The organism is Brevibacillus sp. NRS-1366 (assembly GCF_050467985.1).
This window is the reverse complement of record NZ_JBITPN010000018.1, coordinates 36,354-54,172: the sequence shown is the minus strand read 5'-3', so window position 1 is coordinate 54,172 and position 17,819 is coordinate 36,354. Positions and strand designations below refer to the sequence as shown.

Sequence of the window (17,819 nt, the reverse complement as noted above, 5' to 3'; positions counted from 1 at the left end):
ACGATTCGAAATATAGCCCAACTCGTTGACGAATCAAATAATTCAAGATAAAGTACGCCTATCGCTTGAACGCGGGAAAGCAAAAAAGCTAGAAAGCGTCGCATCCAAAAAGTTCCCAACACTAGTGAACCGGTTTAGCCTGAATTCAACAAGGAGTTGCCAACATGAACATGCCATCATCATTAACCTTTTCCAAAAGTCTTTGGGTACTGCTTGCCGTCTTTGGTGTCCTGTTTCCCGCACTGTTCTGGGGAAAAGCAGAACCGCATATGCCGCTTCTAGGGGCAACCATCGCAGCCGCTACCCTGCTACGCCTATTTGGCATTCCATGGAAACAGATGGAGGAAGGCCTAATCAAAGGGATTCAAACGGCCATCGCACCGATGTTAATCCTCTCCCTGATTGGTATTCTGATCGGTGTCTGGATGATGAGCGGTACGGTCCCGATGATTTTGCATATAGGGATTGCCATTATCCAGCCAGAGTACTTCACGATCAGCGCCCTCTTCCTGACTATCATCGTCTCTACCGTGACAGGCAGTTCCTTTACAACGATCAGTACGGTCGGCGTCGCTTTAATGGGCGTATCAACAGCACTCGGTTTGGACCCTCTGATGACCGCCGGTGCCATCATTTCTGGAGCCTGCTTCGGGGATAAAATGTCTCCGCTCTCCGATACGACCAACTTTGCTGCCGCTGTAGCTGATGTGCCCTTGATGTCACATGTCAAATTTATGATGCACACATCGATCCCGGCACTTGCTCTGACTGCCCTGTTTTTCGGTCTTCAAGGACAAACCGTGAACGTCAATCTGGACGCTATCCAAGAAATCCAGGCGGCTTTGGAGCAAAATTTTTCACTCGGAATCGTGACACTGCTTCCTGCACTCGTCGTTCTGATTTGCTCTGCTCTGCGGAAACCGATTCTGCCTACTCTCGTATTCGGGATTCTCAGCGGGATTGCGACCGCAGCTTTTGTCCAAGGTGTGCACTCACCAGTCGTGTGGATGAACGTCATGCAAAACGGCTTCGCCAGTGATATCACCAACGAAGCCGTTACAGCAATTGTCAATCGCGGGGGGTTATTGTCCATGACGTGGTCACTCGCCCTCATTCTCATCGCTCTGTCTCTTGGAGGAATCCTTCAGTACAGTGGCGTTTTCCACACCCTGTTTGATGGTTTCATCAAGCGCATCAAACGGGACGCTGCGATGGTAGGATTGGCCGGCTCCTCTTCCATCCTGGTCAACGTCTTGACCGGAGAACAGTACCTGTCGATCCTGCTCCCTGGCCAGATGTTTCGCGATGCATTTGCCCTTCGTGGAATGGAAGGAAGACGATTGTCGCGAACCCTGGAAGATTGCGGTACGCTGGTCAATCCACTTATTCCATGGGGGGTAAGCGGTGCCTTTTTCACGAGTACACTGCATATCGCGACCATCGATTATCTGCCATACGTGATTTATTTATGGATTTCCCCAATCTTGACCATCCTATTCGCATGGCGCAGTAAAAAGGTTAACCAATCGCGTATACTGTAGTACAGTTTTTTCCACGGCGCTTGGAGCGGTATAATGCCTCATCCGCTGCCCGCTTCAAGCCGTCCGCTGTACTCTCATCTTCGGGAAATCGTGCAATCCCTACACTAACGGCTACCGGGATATAGCCATTGTCATGCACCAATGGACGGACGCGCAAATACTCCCGTACCGCCCGAACCTTTTCCTGTGCTTCCTCCATCGTAGCCCCGGGTGATAACAACATGAATTCATCGCCCGCATAGCGATAAGCCTTGTCCTCTGTTCCCGCAATTGCTTTCATTGCCTCTGCAATCCTTTGAATCATTGCGTCCCCCACATGATGGCCGTAATGATCGTTCACCGTCTTTAGACCATCCGAATCGAGCATGATCAAGGCGACAGAGGCATTCTCCATACTAAGCAGACTCTCCAAATCGCGATGAAATGCACGGTAATTGGCGATACCTGTCAGCTCATCCTGAAACGACATTTCGTACATGCGCTCGTATAAACGCGCGGTCTCTATGGCACTCGCTACTTGAAAGCCGATGATCTTGAGCAGCTCTTCGTGTTCTTTTTTATAGGCAAATTCTCGATAGGACTGGGCTGAGATGACTCCTTTTACCTGATTGCCCAGCATCAGGGGAACAAAAATACAGGTATTCGTGTCAATCTCCGGACTGCCCCATCTGATCATCTCGGGCTCACTCGGCTCGTCTCGCATCGTTCGAATATGTATCGTTTGTCGCGTATCGATCACTTTTGACATCAATCCTTGACCATAGGGAACAACAACTGGTCCGTAATTGATGCCGTTGTCGACGCTAATCGGTATTCTGATCTCACTGTCACCCTCATCGTAAAAGGCAATGAAAAAGGCATCCGTACGCATTACCCGCGAAACTAGCTCGAATGCTTTCCACAATATTTGATCCTCTTCATACGTCTTGGCAAAAATGTGGCTCAAGTCGTGCAAGATTTTCATATGCTCTGACATCCAAAGCATCTCCGTTACCTTGTCATGCAACGCGCCAATTTGCTTGAGGAGCTGTCCGTGCAAAGCACCATCATGTTCTGACAGAGAATCGCCAACCTCGCGTGCTACTGCTTCCAGCTCTCGGCTATCCACTAGTTCAATACGGCTTAGCCATTGGCTATAACGCTCCAATAGCTGCCTCGCATACGCTTCTCTTACCGCAAAGTCTTCATGCATGTACAACCCTCCGGCCATTGGATAGGCTTACGATTTCTTCTCAAGGTAACGCTCAACTGCTGCACGGATCGCCTGCAAGACGGCGCCCTGACCTGGTGCCAGAAAACGCTCTTGTACGACCTGTGTGATCTCCTGCAAGCCGTCTTTGACTGTCATTCCAACTAGCAAATGAACCAAAAACTCGCTAGTCTTGTCCATAACGAACGTAAAACTGGCATCACATATTTGATCGCTATCAACGTCAATGATGAGTACACAGCCTACCATGGTGGAAACCTCATACAGCGGGGTTCCTTTTGGAATCTGGGCAAAACCTGCTGTGAGTACTGTATTTTTCGTCATCCCCACACCCATTTACTTATCCTCCTGCGAATTCCAGTTTTTCCGAGTTTTGAAAAAATTGCTAGCGTCTGTCCTGAGACAAGAAAACGGCTACCCCTGTATGCGGAAATAGCCTAACCGTTCTGACTTGCTTATTAAAACCAATTTTACCCTATTTGCTCTGTTCTTTCCATCCTTTCTGCTCGCCAAATGTGTAGAAATCTTTGCCCATTTCCATTTGAAAGCCAAACAGATAGACTCCCACCATTCTCACTAGCCACATGCCTACCGCTGTCGCGTACGTGTATCCCCATTTGAACGTAAAATGCTTCCCAATGTGACCATCAAGGAACTAAAGAGAGCCGATCCACCACTGCCATAAAAATAGCCATTGCCACGAGTACCATGGCATTCGCCACACCGACTGCCGCGATAGCTGTCGCTCCTAGAGTGGATACGAAAAACAAATCGACGAAGCCGACTAACGTATGTAAAATCTGTTCGAGCATCGCCGAGATTGCCAGCGATAAGATGGGACCGATTTTTCTCTTCCTGGAAAGCTGCACGTCTGTTAAAACAATGAAGCCATTTTTGCCCACATCTTTTTACGCCTCTAAATGAAGACCATGTTGCCTATCATACCGCAAAAGGGATGGGGAAAAAATAAATATTAGGGAATCGTATTGCATATGGACGAGGTTGCTTAGCAGAAAAAATATCGGTTGAGTTTTGGAGAAGAACGAAATGGGGACAATATGTCGGAATTCAAATCAGTGTTTACAGATATTTGTGGGAGGGGCATCAATTGAAAGTGAAAAAGGTACTCCAGATCCTGATCTGCTTGTTCTTAGTAACCTCAAAGCCTGCATACGCGATGGATAATCAAAACGATGACATCCAAGCGTTCCTCCATCGATTATTTGCCGCACGTATTCAACTACTTGTGGATAAACAATATAAAAATGTGCAACCCTTCTATTTGCCTGCGGAAAAACTCAGCAGACTAGCCATGGAGCACGAAAGAAAGAGAACGATATATATTAACAAATGGGCTGATGCCAGGAAAGTCAAGTTTGTGTTTTCCTCTGGCGATATTCGTATTATCAGAGTAAAAAATATGGGTGATACTGCTCGAGTTTCTGTCACACAATCCCTTCAGCTCACCTATCAATATTCAGATCAGGAACTACATACAATGGGTATCGGTACGAGACATGTCTTAACCTTAAAGAAGCATGACGGCAAGTGGCATGTTCTCAAAGAATGGTATCTTGATCCATTAGACGAAAATCCTAGATTGATTCCCGCTTCCCAACCAGTAGAGAAGACCTTCATGAGTAATGGCCATTCAAATCATAAAGGGAGAAAAAAATACAATCGTGAAAAGGCCGTCCAATACGCGAACAAATATGCGGGCCTCGCCAACCAAATAGGAAGCAATCAACGATATAACAAAAAGTACCTGGATTATACGTTCAAGGGAGGAGATTGCACGAATTTTACCTCGCAAGTCTTGGGAGACCGAGAAGAAGGGGGCGGTCTTCCTATGCGTCCCGATTGGCATTACAAATACAGCCAAGGTGGCAATGTATCATGGGTTCGTACCGATTCACTCAAGAATTTTTTAATCCGCAGCGGTTATGGCACCTTAATTGCCCGGGGTACCTATGATCAAGTGGCGAAACCGACAAAAAAATTCCCAAATACTGCACTTGCCGAATTAAAACCTGGAGACGTAATTGGTTATGAAATGGGTGGAGATATTGACCATTTTTCAGTAGTCACTGCACGAGATATCAGAGGCTATACTCTGGTGAATTCACATACTGCTGATCGGTATCATGTGCCATGGGATTTAGGCTGGGATAAAAATACGAAGTTCCTCTTGTTTCGGATTGGAAACTAGAGTTAAGGAGATTCTACATAGTTGTCCGCCCTCTTTCATACAATGTTGAAAAGGCAAGGTTAAAGAGGGCGGTGCAAATGTACTTACCCCAACTCCTTAAGGATTTCTTGCTACGATCGGTCATGCTAACCATTGTTAAACTGATCGGTGCTCTGGGGCGAATTTTTCTGTTTCGTTTACTTGGTTCGGAAGGAATCGGACTTTATCAAATGGCGTACGCATACTACGGTCTGATGATTACTGTCATAACTGGAGGATTTGCTTCAGGCGTTTCTTTAGAAACAGCTAAAAACATCCAAACAGGAAAAAAGTGGTTCCACTTCTCATTATTTCTGCTTATGGTTCTAGGAGTCTTCATGGGTCTGTTATCCTATTTTTACGCTCCTCTGATAGCAAAGCTTTTTGGTAAAATAGAGCTTGTCAGACCTATTCAGTTTCTCGCACCGGCTATTTTGCTGGTTCCCGTTTTAAGCCTAATGAGAGGATTCTTGCAAGGTATACAGCGTTATGGGTATATTGCTATGTCAGAATTGATTGAACAAGTCGTCCGTGTATCCGCCATGGTTATTTTTGCTAGTCTACTGATGCAAAAAGGGCTCTCAGAGGCGGTAGGAGGGGCGCTTTTAGGTGCGGTTTTAGGTGCTCTCATCGCATTCTTGTTTTTACTTGTTCCTTTGTCTTCCTCATTTCCTAACGTAAATCTACATACGAATGAACAGCCTGAATCTCCTTCCATTCCCGTGTTCATCATGTCATGCATAGCGATAATGGGTACTCGGATCATTCTCCCCGTTACAGATTTTATTGATTCCCTACTCGTTCCGAACCGGCTTGTTTTTGCTGGTTATTCGGTACAAGAGGCTACAAGGATATACGGAGAATTTTTTGGTATGGCTGCCACAGTTGTTTTTGTACCCACACTGATTACTAGCTCCCTCAGTCATATTATTATGCCAAGATTGACTATTGCATGGGAAACCTATAATACTGCGGAGTTTATGAACAAAATCAAAGTAACCTTTAACACAGCATTGCTTTGGGGATTATGTTCTGCCCTCCTCTTAGCGGTTTACTCTAACCTTATATCTACTCTTGTGATTGGGAACGAATCACTCGCAAGCACCATCCGCGCGCTCTCTCTCATTCCATTTCTCACAGGCCTCAGAGAATGTTCTACAACCGTTCTTTGGACAATGGATGTTAAGAAAAAACCGTTGATTGGTCTCATTCTAGCGACAATCATATCGAGCATCATCAACTTCATTCTCATCGGAATACCCGGATATAGCTTCGTAGGTATTGCTCTGGGAATTCTCTCCTTCGAAATCATTTCCCTGTTATATAATCTCTTAATCCTGATGCAAGCCTTATACCCTCGAACAAAAAGAAAGAAGTAGCCCTGGTAGACGGGCAAACCTTACATATGGGGTTCAGTTGGGATGGAATGCTCGGGAGCAGGCCCGGCATTCCTTTCTCCCTTCCTTCCTATGTTTCCTCAATCGCTTCTCTCACTCTATTTCCGGCACGTCTCAGCCGCTCAGAGGCTTCTGCCACGGGCAGTCCTGTCTTTTGCATGACGATTGCCACACGCACATCTCCTCCTGCATCCAAAAGCAGCTTTTCCGCTTCCAGATAGTTGATTCCCGTCCCTTGCATCACGATATGCTTGGCTCTCTCTCGCAGCTTCCAGTTGGTCGCCTGCACATTGATCATCAGATTGCCGTACACTTTTCCCAAGTGGACCATACTAGCTGTCGTCAACATGTTCAAGACCATTTTCGTGGCACTTCCTGCTTTGAGACGTGTTGATCCAGTTACCACCTCTGGACCCACGACGATATTAATCGAAACGTCTACTCCTTGACTAATATTGGGATCAGGGTTACAGGAAAGCGAAATCGTCCACGCATGCACCGCTTTCGCTTCTTCCAGAGCACCAATCACGTAAGGAGTTCTTCCGCTCGCTGCGATCCCTACGATGACATCCCCCTGCTTGACTCCTGCCCGACGTACATCTTCGTGCCCCAGTTGTTGTGAATCTTCGGCTCCCTCAATGGCTTCCAGCATGGCCTGCGCCCCGCCAGCAATAATTCCACGCACCATCGCTGGATCGGTACCAAAGGTAGGCGGGCATTCCGCTGCATCCAACACGCCTAGACGGCCGCTCGTTCCAGCGCCAAAATAAAAGAGCCTCCCTCCAGCTTTCAGCGCTCTTTCTATTAACTCTACTGCCTCGGCAATCGCAGGCAGAACCTGCTGCACAGCAAGAGCCACCTTTTGATCCTCTTGATTCATCAATGTAACAATTTCCACAGCCGACATTTGATCCAATCGCTCACTCGCAGCGTTTCGCATTTCTGTATGGAGTTGGTGCAAGTTTTCGCCCACTGGCCTCACCCCTGTTCCCGAACTTTTTTCATTTCCTCTCTCTTTGTTCCACTTGCCTGCAGTTGCTTGATCGTTTCTTCGTCTAAATGGCATCCTTTGCGTGTCATAGCTGCCACTAGAGAACCAATCACCGGCGATACAGTTGGGATCACGGTCGCAAAGGGCGCCTTTTCTATCAACTGCTGCCGCAACATCGTTTGTGCGGTAAGTAATCCACCTGCCAGAACGACAGGGAGAGGTTCTGTTCTTTTTGCTAGACAAGTACTAGCCAGTTCAATCAGGAAGTCTGCTGCCTGACTAATCAGTTCGGCAGCGATCGCATCGCCTAAAGCCGCAGCCTGTTCTACGAGTGCACTCGTTTGGGCCAAAGCCATACGCGGATTGCTCGCCTCATAAATCATGCTGATCAGCTCATCAGGACGCTCGACTCCGTAATGGGTGAGAAACAGTTCTGTCAGCAGCGTCTCTTTACCTCGCCCATCATATGCTCGCAATACAGCAGCAGCCGCTTTCCTTCCCAGATCAAAACCGCTTCCCTCATCCCCTATCAAGTACCCCCATCCTCCGACCCTTTGACGCGTGCCTTGCTCGGACACCGCATAAGCAATCGAACCCGTACCACAAATGAGGACAATTCCCGGTCTGCCCCACGTTCCTGCGTAAAGAGCCGCTACCGCATCATTGTCGATAAACAACCGCTCCTGCCACGAATCCGCAAAAGCATTCTGGATCATTGCTTTTACCCGCGGACGATCTGCTCCTCCAAGACCGATATAGAGACCGGCCACATCCCCTTCGCTGACTCCCGCCTGCTCTCGCACATCCGCGATACATGTTCGCAGTGTACGCTCTACCTCTCCCCATGGACGGGAAAGCGGATTCGAAGCTTCACCGCTCGCAAGTGCCAGCACTTGACCAGTCCCGTCACAAATCGCCGCTCTGGTCTTTGTTCCTCCGCCATCTATACCAATGAACCACTGTTTTCCGTTATTTGACCGCACCGGCTGTCAACCCCTCCATGAACTGCCTCGAAGCCATCAAAAACACTCCGATCATCGGCAATGCAGACAACGTAAGCCCGGCAAACAGCAGGCTCCAATCCGTCTCATATTCGCCAAACAGCACCATCATGCCGATCGGAATCGTTTTGAGGGCATCTTCCTGGATGAAGATCAACGGGAAGAAGAAGTCGTTCCAAGCATGGATGAAGTTGATGATCACAACCGTCGCCAGCGCAGGGCGAATCAGGGGCAACAGCACTCGCCAAAACACTTGAAAATGGTTGCACCCGTCTATTCTCGCTGCCTCCTCTAATTCCACTGGCAGCGTACGGAAAAATCCTGTCAGGATAAACACTGAAACAGGTATACCGCTTGCCGTGTAGATCAGAATCAACGACCAGAGCGAATTGAGCAGTCCAAGATTTTTCATAAGTAAAAACAAAGGTACGATTCCCAGCTTGATCGGAATCATAAGTCCTACGAGGAAGAAGAAATAAAGCGCTCCTGTCCACTTAAAAGAGAATCTGGCCAAATAAAAGGCTGCCATGGCAGAAAAGACAGTGATCAGCAAGACGGACAAACCACTCACAAACACACTGTTCATTAAGAAATCGGCAAAAGGCACTGCATCCCACAGCTTCTTGTACGTATCCAGACTAAGGGATTTCGGAAGCGAGAGAGGATTCGCGAAGATCTCCATATTTGTTTTAAAGGAAGAAGCAAACATCAGCACAATGGGATAAAGGGCTACCAGCATGAAGACATACGCCACCACGTACTGCACGGTACGGCCACCCACACTTGTTTTCACACCGTATCCCTCCTTTCAAGCATAGGTTTTACGGAACAGTTAATGCTGGACTTCGCGCTTGCGCATCAAATAAAGAGAGAGCGCGGATACAGACGCGACGATGAAGAAGAGAACGACAGCCAAGGCAGATCCAAGACCGACAGCCACATCTCCCGCACCTCCTGCGCTGCTAAACGCCATGCGATAAAAGTAGACCGCTAGTGTGTCTGTCGAACGAAACGGCTCACCCATAGAGCCTTGCATCGCATAAACCAGTTCAAACGCTTCAAAAGCCTGAATAAATGTAAAAATGGTCATGATCGTGATGGAAGGCATGCACAGCGGTAAAATGATTTTCCACAGCAAGTTAAACCCTCGTGCACCGTCCAATCTCGCAGCTTCGATCAATTCCTCCGGGATCGACTGCAGTCCCGCTAAAAAAATCAGCATTGCAAAACCAATTCCAAACCAGCAGTTGATGAGTATGATCGCAAGAAGTGCTGTGTCCGGATCCCCTAGCCATGGTTTGGCCCATTCCTCGAGCCCGATTTTGGTCAATAATGTATTTAGTGCGCCGTAGTTTGGATTCAGGATTAATTTCCATAAAAATCCAATAACGATGACTGAGAGCAGCCTCGGCATGAAGTACGCAATCTTTAAAAAGCTTGATCCGCGAATTTTTCTGTAAATGAGAAAAGCAAGTCCAAAGGCAATCCCATTCTGCACAATCATTTCTACGATAAAATAGTAGACGTTGTGGCCAAAGGCATTCCAGAACATTTCGTTGAAGGGCTCTACCGTAAATAGGGTCACAAAATTTTGTAGCCCTACAAATACGCCACGCTTGATTCCGTCCCAGTCGTATAAGCTATACAAAAACGCTGAAAAGATCGGATACACGACGAATAATGCGTATACGACGAGTGCAGGAAGCGGAAACAGGTGGATTAGCCAGCGTGCTTTACCTTTTGGTCGGATGGTTTGCCTATTCATAGTGCTGATGATATCCACCCCCTTTTAGAGGAAGTTTTGAGCAGATTCTTTTTAGGATGACGGGAGTGAATCAGTTAATCCACTCCCGCAGCTACCATTTTATTTCTTGAATGGAGGGAACCAGGTAGCAGCAGACTTCTGCACTTCATCCGCTACTTGCTCTGGACTCAATTTGCCTAGATACATCCCTTGCAGTGCGTTTTCCAGCGTCTGTTTTGTCGTCGGCTTGCCTTCTGCAAAATGTACAACCATCAAATAAGGCGTGGAGCTGGATTGCGACAGCTCTGCCATTTTGTTAACCAGCGCATCATCTGTAGTCACACCGGGTACTGCACTGATTCGTTTAAATTGGCCTGCGAACAGCTCTCCAAACTTTTTGGTCGCCATAAATTCCATGAATTTCAAAGCTTCCTGCTTATGCTTCGACTTGCTGTTCACGGCGTAGGATCCATCGACCCATGTCGTAATGACTGCTTTTCCGTCATTGGTCGGCATCGGGAAGAAATCCAGCTGCATGTCAGGATTCAGCTTCTTCAGCCCTTCCAGTTCAAAGCTTCCGTTGATGAACATCGCTGCTTTTTCTGTGGCGAACAACGTTCTCATGTCATTCAGTTCAAGCCCTACATAATTTTCCGGGAAATAAGGGATGAGTTCCTGCATGCGTTTCACGCCCTCGAGGAATTCGGGACTCTTCAGATCACTTTCCCCTTTTAACAGCTTGTCGAGATAATCAGTGCCACTGTAGCTAGCTGGAGCAATTACCCCATGGCTTAGCGACAGCAGCCACCCTTCTTTTGCACCAAAGGAGATCGGTACAATTCCTTTTTCCTTCAGAGCTTTTGAGGTTGCAATTAATTCGTCCCAGCTCTTGGGCTCTTTCAGACTATTTTGCTCGAAAATTTTCTTGTTGTAGAAAAATTGCGTAGAGTTAAGGGAAAGCGGCACGCCGTAAACTTTGCCGTCTTTCGCTGTCGCTGCTGCTAGGACGTCTTTTGGGAAACCGGAGATGCCAGGTACGTTGTCAAGCGGTTCCAAATATCCTGCCTCCGCCAAGGAAACACCTGGGGCATACGGACGGAGCTGTAAAATGTCCGGTCCGCTGTCGCTTTGAAGCGCTGTATTCAGGATCGTATTGTACTCCGTTGCCTTGAATGGTTTGAAGTCGATCTTGATGGTAGGATTATCTGCCTCAAAAGCTTTAATAATTTGCTTGTAGCCATCTGTATCTTCTACCCGCCAGCTGTGCATCGACAGCGTTACCTGTTGGCCATTCCCCTGCCCACTGCCTGAGTTGTTCGCCGGTTCATTGCCTGGCTTGGCCGGCTCGGTCCCACCACCGCCACTACATCCGGCAAGTGCCATGGCTGCCGCCAACACGACAGATGCTGCTGCGTGAAAACGAAATTGCTTCATCCTAAACCCTCCCCCTTTTCTTTACCCCTTGCTCTATTTATGTCAGACTCTTTTGAAGCTGAGCCGTGACAGCGTCGTGTAAAACGGGACGCAATTGACGAAGCCCATGATTACGTCCGAGGTGTACCGCATTCGTTAAAAAGATGATCGCCCACTCGTTTACGGGATCAATCCAGATGCTGGTGCCGGTGAACCCGGTGTGTCCGTAGCTCGCTGGATGAAAGCCACTTCCACAGCTAAGAATCGTTTCTGAGCGATTCAACTCCCAGCCGTATCCCCTACTCCCAGAGGCTCGCTCGGTATGCCAGCGGACGGCACGCTCTCTTTCCTCGCTTGCAATGATCAGCGGCTTTCCATACAGCCAGCTCATCGCGTAGCGACTCACATCGTCCGCAGTTGAAAACAAGCCCGCGTGTCCGGCTATCCCACCCATTGCATATGCTTTTTCGTCATGGACCTCTCCTACGATGTATTTTCCTGTCAAATAGCAATACTCTGTATACGAAATATTCCTAAAAACAGAAGTATTCGGACAATAAAGGCTATGATTCATCCCAAGCGGCGTGAAGATACGCCGAGTGACATACGCATCCAGTCTCTCTCCTGTCACTCGTTCAACTAAAAGCCCCAGCCAAATCATGCCCAAATCGCTGTAGACCACCTGTGTTCCCGGCCCTGCAAGCAATTCCTGCTGATACAATAGCTCGGGTAATGAAAGCTTGCTATCGCGCCTGCGCTCCTTCAAATCAGCAGGCAGCCCAGACGTATGTGTGAGGAGTTGCCCAATCGTGATCGCTTGTTTGTCGGCAGGACAATCCGGAAAAAATGTGCCTATCGGATCTTCGGGCGCGACCCTTCCTTCTTGGAATAGCAGCAGGAGAGCTGGAAGTGTTGCTGTCACCTTGGTTAATGACGCCAGGTCAAACAATGTGTCTGGCGTTACAGGCTGATTTCCTGCGCTGCTCGTTGTACCTACATCACAGGCGTACCAGATGCGCCCTTCACGTACGACCCGCAGAGCCGCCCCCGGCAACAGGCCCTGGTCTACCCAGCCCTGCAATAGCACTTTCACATCATCCATGCTCTCCCTCCCTCCTCAGCTCGATGAGCGTTTTGTCCTGCTAACGGCTAGCCGCGTCTTTTCCAGAAGCGGAATCACTTCTTCTTGTTTTCGGCTGACCATAGTGATGAATAAAATATCAATGACATTCAACTGAGCAATCCGTGATGCCATCGCTCCACTGCGGATGCTTTTCTCGACAGAACTGGTGAAAAGGCGGATATTTGCCAAATCGGCTACAGGAGAAGGACCGAATTTGGTCAAGGTAATGATTGTCGCCCCCTGCTGCTTCGCTTCTGTCAATGACTGGATAATATCCTCGGTTTGCCCAGAGTAGGAGATGCCAATTACCACATCTTTATCAGTCAAAGTGACAGCAGAGGTCAGCTGTGCGTGAAAATCAGAGTAAGCTTCACACCACAGATTGATCCGGGAAAATTTTTGCCTAATATCGTCTGCAATGACAGCGGATGCCCCCACACCATATACATCAATCTTGCGAGCGTGCGACAAAGCGTCTACGGCCTTTTTCACCTCTTCGTTCGACAAGACGGACAGCGTATCCTGAATGGATTGGATGTTGTTCCAACTAACTGCCTGCATGATCGATTCAACAGAGCCTTCCATCATGATTTCCTGATAGCTGCCCATGGCTGTCTGTTTGTTCAGATCGCCGGCAATGCGCAGCTTTAATTCCTGATAGCCTTTCATATTCAAGGAACGGGCCAAACGGATAATGGTCGCTTCGGATACACCGCTAAGCTCCGCCAACTTCTGTACGGACAATTTGACCACATCTTCGGGATGGGCGAGAATGAACCCAGCTACCTTTCGCTCCGATGGCTTCAACTCGTCCAAAATCGCTTGCAGACTGACAAGACCTCCATTTAACATGTGTGACACCGCTTTCTTCCCCCAAATCTTACCTTCATTTTATGAAGTTTTATTTCCCTCGTCAATTGTTATCTAATAAACAATATTTCAAAAGTAGAAAAATAATTACTACTCCCATGATTCTTTCTATTTTTTCGAGATACTTTCCCACTTGACTTTGACGCCGCGTCAACCTTTACGCTTGGAGCCATCATCATAACTCAAGGGGGAATTGCAGGATGAAACGTATCTTGATTAAAGGGTGCTCCATCCTCACCATGTGTATCAAAGAACAGCCTTTCATCGGGGATATTCTGATTGAGGACGAACGAATTGCCAAGATCACACCATCGATTGAGGAAGCGGCTGATCGGGTGCTGAATGGAGGAGGAATGGTTGCGATGCCTGGACTCATCAATGCTCACAACCATGCCAGCATGTCACTTTTGCGCGCTTTTTCCGATGATCTGAGGCTGATGGACTGGCTGGACAAAAAGATGCTACCTGCCGAAGCACGTATGACCAAAGAAGACATTTACTTTGGAACCATGCTGGGAACGGCGGAAATGATCGCCTCGGGGACCACTGCATTTGCCGACATGTACGTGCACATGGATGCTGTTGCTCAGGCCGTGGTAGACAGTGGCATGCGCGCTTCTTTAACACGTGGGCTCGTTTTTTTAGAGGACGATGGCGGCCGCCGCATGACTGAAGCATTGGATCTCATCGACAACTGGACAGGCGCTGGTGACGGGCGCATCACAACGATGCTGGGACCTCACGCTCCTTATACATGCCCTCCCCAGCCTTTGGCAGAGGTCATTGATCTCGCTCGAAAAAGACGGATTCCCGTGCATATCCATCTGGCAGAAACCCGCGAGGAAATTGAAAAAATCCGCATGAAGTATAACCAGACACCAACAGAGTATTTGCATGAAGCCGGCCTGTTTCAAGACAATCATGTCTTGCTCGCTCACGCCGTGCATTTGACGGGAACAGACGTCAAGCTGCTGCGCGGAATGAAGGGCGGAGTCTCGCACAACCCCGTGAGCAATCTCAAGCTCGGCTGCGGTATCGCCCCTGTCACAGATATGATTGCAAATGGAGTTACAGTGGGAATGGGGACAGACGGTGCGGGGAGTGCCACTACACTGGATATGTTTGCCGAAATCAAGGCAGCGACATGGATGCAGAAGTTGGAGCATGGCAATCCTACGGTTCTCCCCGCTGAGCAGGTGCTGCGGATGGCAACCATCGAAAGCGCTAAGCTGCTCGGCATCGAAAAAGAAGTAGGAACGCTCGAGGAAGGCAAACGTGCCGATCTGATCTTATTAGATCTGAACAAGCCACACTTGCAGCCTGTCCACAATCTGCATGCGCTCGTTGCCTATAGTGCTACAGGGGCGGATGTAGACACCACGATAGTCAATGGTCAGATTTTGATGCACCGCCGTCAATTGTTGACCATGTCATGGGAAGAGATTCGCAGGGAGTCGGCAGAACGGGCTGCCCGATTAGTAGAAGGATTGTAGCCTCATTTCCATGCTTGTCGGTATTGGCTGGGGCAAAGACCTACCTGCCTTTTAAAGACCCGCTCAAATGTGCCCAAACTGCCAAACCCCGTCTCAAATGAAATGGCTGTAATATCCAAATCGGTTTTTTGAAGTAGATGGATCGCTTTGTTTATCCGTAAAGCAGCCACGTATTGGGCAGGGGTTTGGCCTAGCTGCGCACGAAACAACCGGATCAGATGATACTTGCTGAGTCCGGCAACTTCTGCCAGGACATCCAGCTGTATTTGTGCAGACGAATACTCCTGAAGATACTCGACAACTCGCCGTATAGCCGGGTGACGAATGAGCAAGGTCTGATCCTGGCGCTTGTTGTCATGTGTCCCGTCTTGAAGGGTCAGGAGCAAACGAGCCAGCTCCAGCTCTGTCTCTTGTAATTCCAATGGACTTAACGGCCGTGACATGGTTTGCAAAACAGCTTGCTCGGCTAATCGACGAAAGACGTCCGACGCTCCTTCGGCCCACGGAATAAATTCGATGGATGAAGGGGGGGTCCCCAGCCTTTCCGCCTCTACTCCCCGTAAAAAAGCTTCACGAAAAAAAATCAGCATCATGCGGCTTGTCTCTTCCCCGGCATAGTGCCGATGACGGTAACCGGGAGAGAGCACCAGACGCTGATCACCTGTCACATACCTCACCTCCCCGTTGCATTCCATGCGGGGAGAACCATCTATCGGTATGCTTATCTGGTAAAAATCTTGATGATCATGCAAGTCATCCGATGAGCGAGCAGCCACTTGATATATCGTAATGGCACATTGCTCCATCTCTAATGTAAGCAATTTTGATACGTCCTCCATAGCTCTATCCACTCCCTAGCTGTGTCAGAAACCGCAATTAATGCGGGGTTTCCATCGCAATAATCGCCGAGCCTGCCTCTCTTTCGTCTGCAATAATAGGATCATCATACTGGATTGAGGTGTGTTTGACACAGATGAATTGGTCCTTATTTTGCAATCGCAACTTCGTGCTGTTTCTGATTCGGGAGTCGCTCTCTTTATCTGGCACGATCTTTCTGAACATTTCACTTGCGTTATACATCCTGTCTTTGACAGGCTCTGCGACGATGTTTGCCTCGGTTCTCTCATTAGGAATCATTCCGCATCTTCTTCTCGGTCCCCTTGCAGGTGTGGTCGTTGACCGCATGAACAAGCGCACGCTGATTCTCCTCTTGGAGTCTGGAAGGGCTGTCTGCCTATTGGCGCTGTTTTTATCTTCTCAGCTGTCTCCTATCCAAGCGGAAGTGATATACGCCTCTGTGATTCTCTTTTCCGCCTGCGATGTTTTTGCAGCGCCAGCCTATGTCACGCTCCTGCCTGCCATCGTCAAAAGGGAAGATTTAAACGATGCCAACGCCTTCGATACTACCATTGTGGAGTCAATCCGTGTGCTTGCTCCCTTTTTGGGAACAGTTGTTTACAGCCAGTTCGGCATCAGCATTGTCTTTCTCGTGAATGGCGTTCTCTATCTGTTTTCTGTGGCTGCGACATGCTTTATAGCCATTCCGCCGCAAAACAAGCAGGACTTCTCTTCCACTATTTTACATGAAATAAAAATTGGATTGCAGTCCTTTACAAATGACACAAGAATCTTCTCGTTGGTAGCCAACGGTATGTTGACACATCTATTCCTGTTTCCATTCGTACTCCTGGGTTTTCCGTTCCTCATCAAACAGGTTTTTGCTGGCAGTGATCTTGATTTCGGGATGGTCGAAAGCTTGCAAACAGCTGGCTCTCTCTGTTCCATCGCAGGAGTTATCTTTTTGCAAAAACGCTACGCTTCTTCTGTCAACATCGGGATCGGCATTGTTGGCTTGATTGTTTTTGTCAGTCCGTTGCTGTTACTGGTTCACCCAGGCTTCTTTGCAGTACTCCAGCTTCATCCGCTACTCGTTGTTGGCTATTTCGGAGCAGTCAGCTTTCTCTTGTTTTTTGCCTTTGGTACGTACGGTGTATTTTTTCGGACTTTTTATCAGCAGACGATCGATCCACCCGTTCTGGGGCGATTCGTTTCTGTCATGGGAATGTTGTTCGCTCTCAGCCGTTTTGCTGGTTTTCACCTGTACGGCAAGCTGTTTGATGCTTACGCTCTCCTTTACCCTATCATCATTCTAGGCACGGGAATGGTGCTGAAGCTACTGATGCACATTCCTTTTTTGCGGGAAGAAAAAAGAAAGTCAACGATTGAGCAGATAGAGTCCCCAGGAGAGATAGATGGCGAGTACGCCCCACTGCAAATAGGGGATGAGCAAGGAAGATGCGATCTTATGATGAGGACGACTGACGCGGATCAGCACCCAAGTCGAATAGAGTACCAGAATGGTGTCAATTGCAGCCAAAAAAAGCTGGTGAAGACCGAAGAACAAGAGAGGAAATAGTTGATTGAAAAACCAATTTACCCCAAACAATAAAAATAGCTCCTGATTCATCTGTCCATTTCGGACCAAAAGGGCAGCAGAAATAGCAATCAATATATACAAAATAAACCAGACGGTTGCGAATATAGAGTCAGTCGGTGTTCCATCGGGCTTGGTCAGGGCATCGTACCAAGCTCCACCGCCTGGAAACGCAAAGCCTGCCAGGGAGTATAGTGCAACCACTGCTAGAAACAACAGCACATCGCGTATCATTTTCATCAGCCATTCCGCTCCTTTGCCCAGTGTCTCTGCACTAGTCTATGAGCGCTCCTGCCAGTTTCATTCCGTTTTCACAGATTTGGACTCTAGTGAAAAGAAAAAAGCGGGAACATCCCCGCTAAAAAATCTTTATGC

The 17,819-nt window shown here is 48.2% G+C and carries 16 protein-coding genes and 1 pseudogene; 5 read left to right on the top strand and 12 right to left on the bottom strand.

Annotated elements, in window-relative coordinates:
* Window positions 1-164 precede the first annotated feature (164 nt).
* The gene (gene nhaC, locus ACIFQN_RS12000; protein ID WP_429833262.1) at window positions 165-1,541 is read left to right on the top strand and encodes a Na+/H+ antiporter NhaC; all 1,377 of its coding nucleotides are present in this window, start codon (window positions 165-167) and stop codon (window positions 1,539-1,541) included.
* On the opposite strand, the gene ACIFQN_RS11995 is transcribed toward nhaC, so the two are convergent.
* From ACIFQN_RS11995 to ACIFQN_RS11985, 3 genes are all read right to left on the bottom strand, one after another.
* A complete protein-coding gene (locus ACIFQN_RS11995) occupies window positions 1,519-2,733 on the bottom strand; it encodes a sensor domain-containing diguanylate cyclase (protein ID WP_429833261.1) in 1,215 nt (404 codons plus the stop codon). The genes nhaC and ACIFQN_RS11995 overlap by 23 nt on opposite strands.
* Before the next feature lie 27 nt (window positions 2,734-2,760).
* Window positions 2,761-3,075 (bottom strand): DUF3870 domain-containing protein, encoded by a 315-nt coding sequence (locus ACIFQN_RS11990; RefSeq protein ID WP_429833317.1) that lies wholly within the window; start codon window positions 3,073-3,075, stop codon window positions 2,761-2,763.
* A 323-nt stretch (window positions 3,076-3,398) separates the two neighbouring features.
* Window positions 3,399-3,653: a hypothetical protein gene (locus ACIFQN_RS11985; RefSeq protein ID WP_429833260.1), complete on the bottom strand. Its 255-nt coding sequence runs from the start codon at window positions 3,651-3,653 to the stop codon at window positions 3,399-3,401.
* 212 nt (window positions 3,654-3,865) lie between these two features.
* On the opposite strand from ACIFQN_RS11985, the gene ACIFQN_RS11980 reads away from it, so the two are divergent.
* Window positions 3,866-4,960, top strand: coding sequence for an amidase domain-containing protein (locus ACIFQN_RS11980; RefSeq protein WP_429833316.1), 1,095 nt, complete (start codon window positions 3,866-3,868; stop codon window positions 4,958-4,960).
* 77 nt (window positions 4,961-5,037) lie between these two features.
* A complete protein-coding gene (locus ACIFQN_RS11975) occupies window positions 5,038-6,357 on the top strand; it encodes an oligosaccharide flippase family protein (protein ID WP_429833315.1) in 1,320 nt (439 codons plus the stop codon).
* A gap of 88 nt (window positions 6,358-6,445) precedes the next feature.
* On the opposite strand, the gene murQ is transcribed toward ACIFQN_RS11975, so the two are convergent.
* The 7 genes from murQ to ACIFQN_RS11940 form a co-directional block, all read right to left on the bottom strand.
* Window positions 6,446-7,348 (bottom strand): N-acetylmuramic acid 6-phosphate etherase, encoded by a 903-nt coding sequence (murQ, locus tag ACIFQN_RS11970; protein ID WP_429833259.1) that lies wholly within the window; start codon window positions 7,346-7,348, stop codon window positions 6,446-6,448.
* A 5-nt stretch (window positions 7,349-7,353) separates the two neighbouring features.
* The gene (locus tag ACIFQN_RS11965; protein ID WP_429833258.1) at window positions 7,354-8,349 is read right to left on the bottom strand and encodes an N-acetylglucosamine kinase; all 996 of its coding nucleotides are present in this window, start codon (window positions 8,347-8,349) and stop codon (window positions 7,354-7,356) included.
* Entirely contained in the window at window positions 8,336-9,160 is an 825-nt protein-coding gene (locus tag ACIFQN_RS11960) for a carbohydrate ABC transporter permease (protein WP_429833257.1), read from the bottom strand. Before ACIFQN_RS11960 ends, ACIFQN_RS11965 begins: the two co-directional genes overlap by 14 nt.
* A 39-nt stretch (window positions 9,161-9,199) precedes the next feature.
* Window positions 9,200-10,132, bottom strand: a complete 933-nt coding sequence (locus ACIFQN_RS11955; RefSeq protein WP_429833256.1) for a carbohydrate ABC transporter permease — start codon at window positions 10,130-10,132, stop codon at window positions 9,200-9,202.
* A 99-nt stretch (window positions 10,133-10,231) separates the two neighbouring features.
* On the bottom strand, window positions 10,232-11,545 hold the full coding sequence (locus tag ACIFQN_RS11950) for an ABC transporter substrate-binding protein (RefSeq protein WP_429833255.1): 1,314 nt from the start codon (window positions 11,543-11,545) through the stop codon (window positions 10,232-10,234).
* 37 nt (window positions 11,546-11,582) lie between these two features.
* Window positions 11,583-12,626, bottom strand: a complete 1,044-nt coding sequence (locus ACIFQN_RS11945; RefSeq protein ID WP_429833254.1) for a serine hydrolase domain-containing protein — start codon at window positions 12,624-12,626, stop codon at window positions 11,583-11,585.
* 15 nt (window positions 12,627-12,641) lie between these two features.
* A complete protein-coding gene (locus tag ACIFQN_RS11940) occupies window positions 12,642-13,499 on the bottom strand; it encodes a MurR/RpiR family transcriptional regulator (protein WP_429833314.1) in 858 nt (285 codons plus the stop codon).
* A gap of 218 nt (window positions 13,500-13,717) precedes the next feature.
* Here ACIFQN_RS11940 and ACIFQN_RS11935 point away from each other — a divergent pair, with 218 nt between their 5' ends.
* Window positions 13,718-15,010 carry an amidohydrolase gene (locus ACIFQN_RS11935; RefSeq protein ID WP_429833253.1) on the top strand — a complete coding sequence of 431 codons (1,293 nt, stop codon included), beginning with the start codon at window positions 13,718-13,720 and terminating at the stop codon, window positions 15,008-15,010.
* Between the two features lie 2 nt (window positions 15,011-15,012).
* On the opposite strand, the gene ACIFQN_RS11930 is transcribed toward ACIFQN_RS11935, so the two are convergent.
* Window positions 15,013-15,849, bottom strand: coding sequence for a helix-turn-helix domain-containing protein (locus tag ACIFQN_RS11930; RefSeq protein ID WP_429833252.1), 837 nt, complete (start codon window positions 15,847-15,849; stop codon window positions 15,013-15,015).
* A gap of 134 nt (window positions 15,850-15,983) precedes the next feature.
* On the opposite strand from ACIFQN_RS11930, the pseudogene ACIFQN_RS11925 reads away from it, so the two are divergent.
* Window positions 15,984-17,180, top strand: a pseudogene (locus tag ACIFQN_RS11925) (MFS transporter); the annotation flags it as partial.
* A gap of 45 nt (window positions 17,181-17,225) precedes the next feature.
* Here ACIFQN_RS11925 and ACIFQN_RS11920 read toward each other — a convergent pair.
* The gene (locus ACIFQN_RS11920) at window positions 17,226-17,678 is read right to left on the bottom strand and encodes a TspO/MBR family protein (protein ID WP_429833313.1); all 453 of its coding nucleotides are present in this window, start codon (window positions 17,676-17,678) and stop codon (window positions 17,226-17,228) included.
* Window positions 17,679-17,819 lie beyond the last annotated feature (141 nt).

Excerpts from the sequence above, each read along its gene's own strand:
- nhaC (WP_429833262.1), top strand. The coding sequence starts at position 165 with ATGAACATGCCATCATCATTAACCTTTTCCAAAAGTCTTTGGGTACTG.
- ACIFQN_RS11995 (WP_429833261.1), bottom strand. The coding sequence starts at position 2,733 with ATGCATGAAGACTTTGCGGTAAGAGAAGCGTATGCGAGGCAGCTATTG.
- ACIFQN_RS11990 (WP_429833317.1), bottom strand. The coding sequence starts at position 3,075 with ATGACGAAAAATACAGTACTCACAGCAGGTTTTGCCCAGATTCCAAAA.
- ACIFQN_RS11975 (WP_429833315.1), top strand. The coding sequence starts at position 5,038 with ATGTACTTACCCCAACTCCTTAAGGATTTCTTGCTACGATCGGTCATG.
- ACIFQN_RS11955 (WP_429833256.1), bottom strand. The coding sequence starts at position 10,132 with ATGAATAGGCAAACCATCCGACCAAAAGGTAAAGCACGCTGGCTAATC.
- ACIFQN_RS11950 (WP_429833255.1), bottom strand. The coding sequence starts at position 11,545 with ATGAAGCAATTTCGTTTTCACGCAGCAGCATCTGTCGTGTTGGCGGCA.
- ACIFQN_RS11945 (WP_429833254.1), bottom strand. The coding sequence starts at position 12,626 with ATGGATGATGTGAAAGTGCTATTGCAGGGCTGGGTAGACCAGGGCCTG.
- ACIFQN_RS11940 (WP_429833314.1), bottom strand. The coding sequence starts at position 13,499 with ATGTTAAATGGAGGTCTTGTCAGTCTGCAAGCGATTTTGGACGAGTTG.
- ACIFQN_RS11935 (WP_429833253.1), top strand. The coding sequence starts at position 13,718 with ATGAAACGTATCTTGATTAAAGGGTGCTCCATCCTCACCATGTGTATC.
- ACIFQN_RS11930 (WP_429833252.1), bottom strand. The coding sequence starts at position 15,849 with ATGGAGGACGTATCAAAATTGCTTACATTAGAGATGGAGCAATGTGCC.
- ACIFQN_RS11920 (WP_429833313.1), bottom strand. The coding sequence starts at position 17,678 with ATGATACGCGATGTGCTGTTGTTTCTAGCAGTGGTTGCACTATACTCC.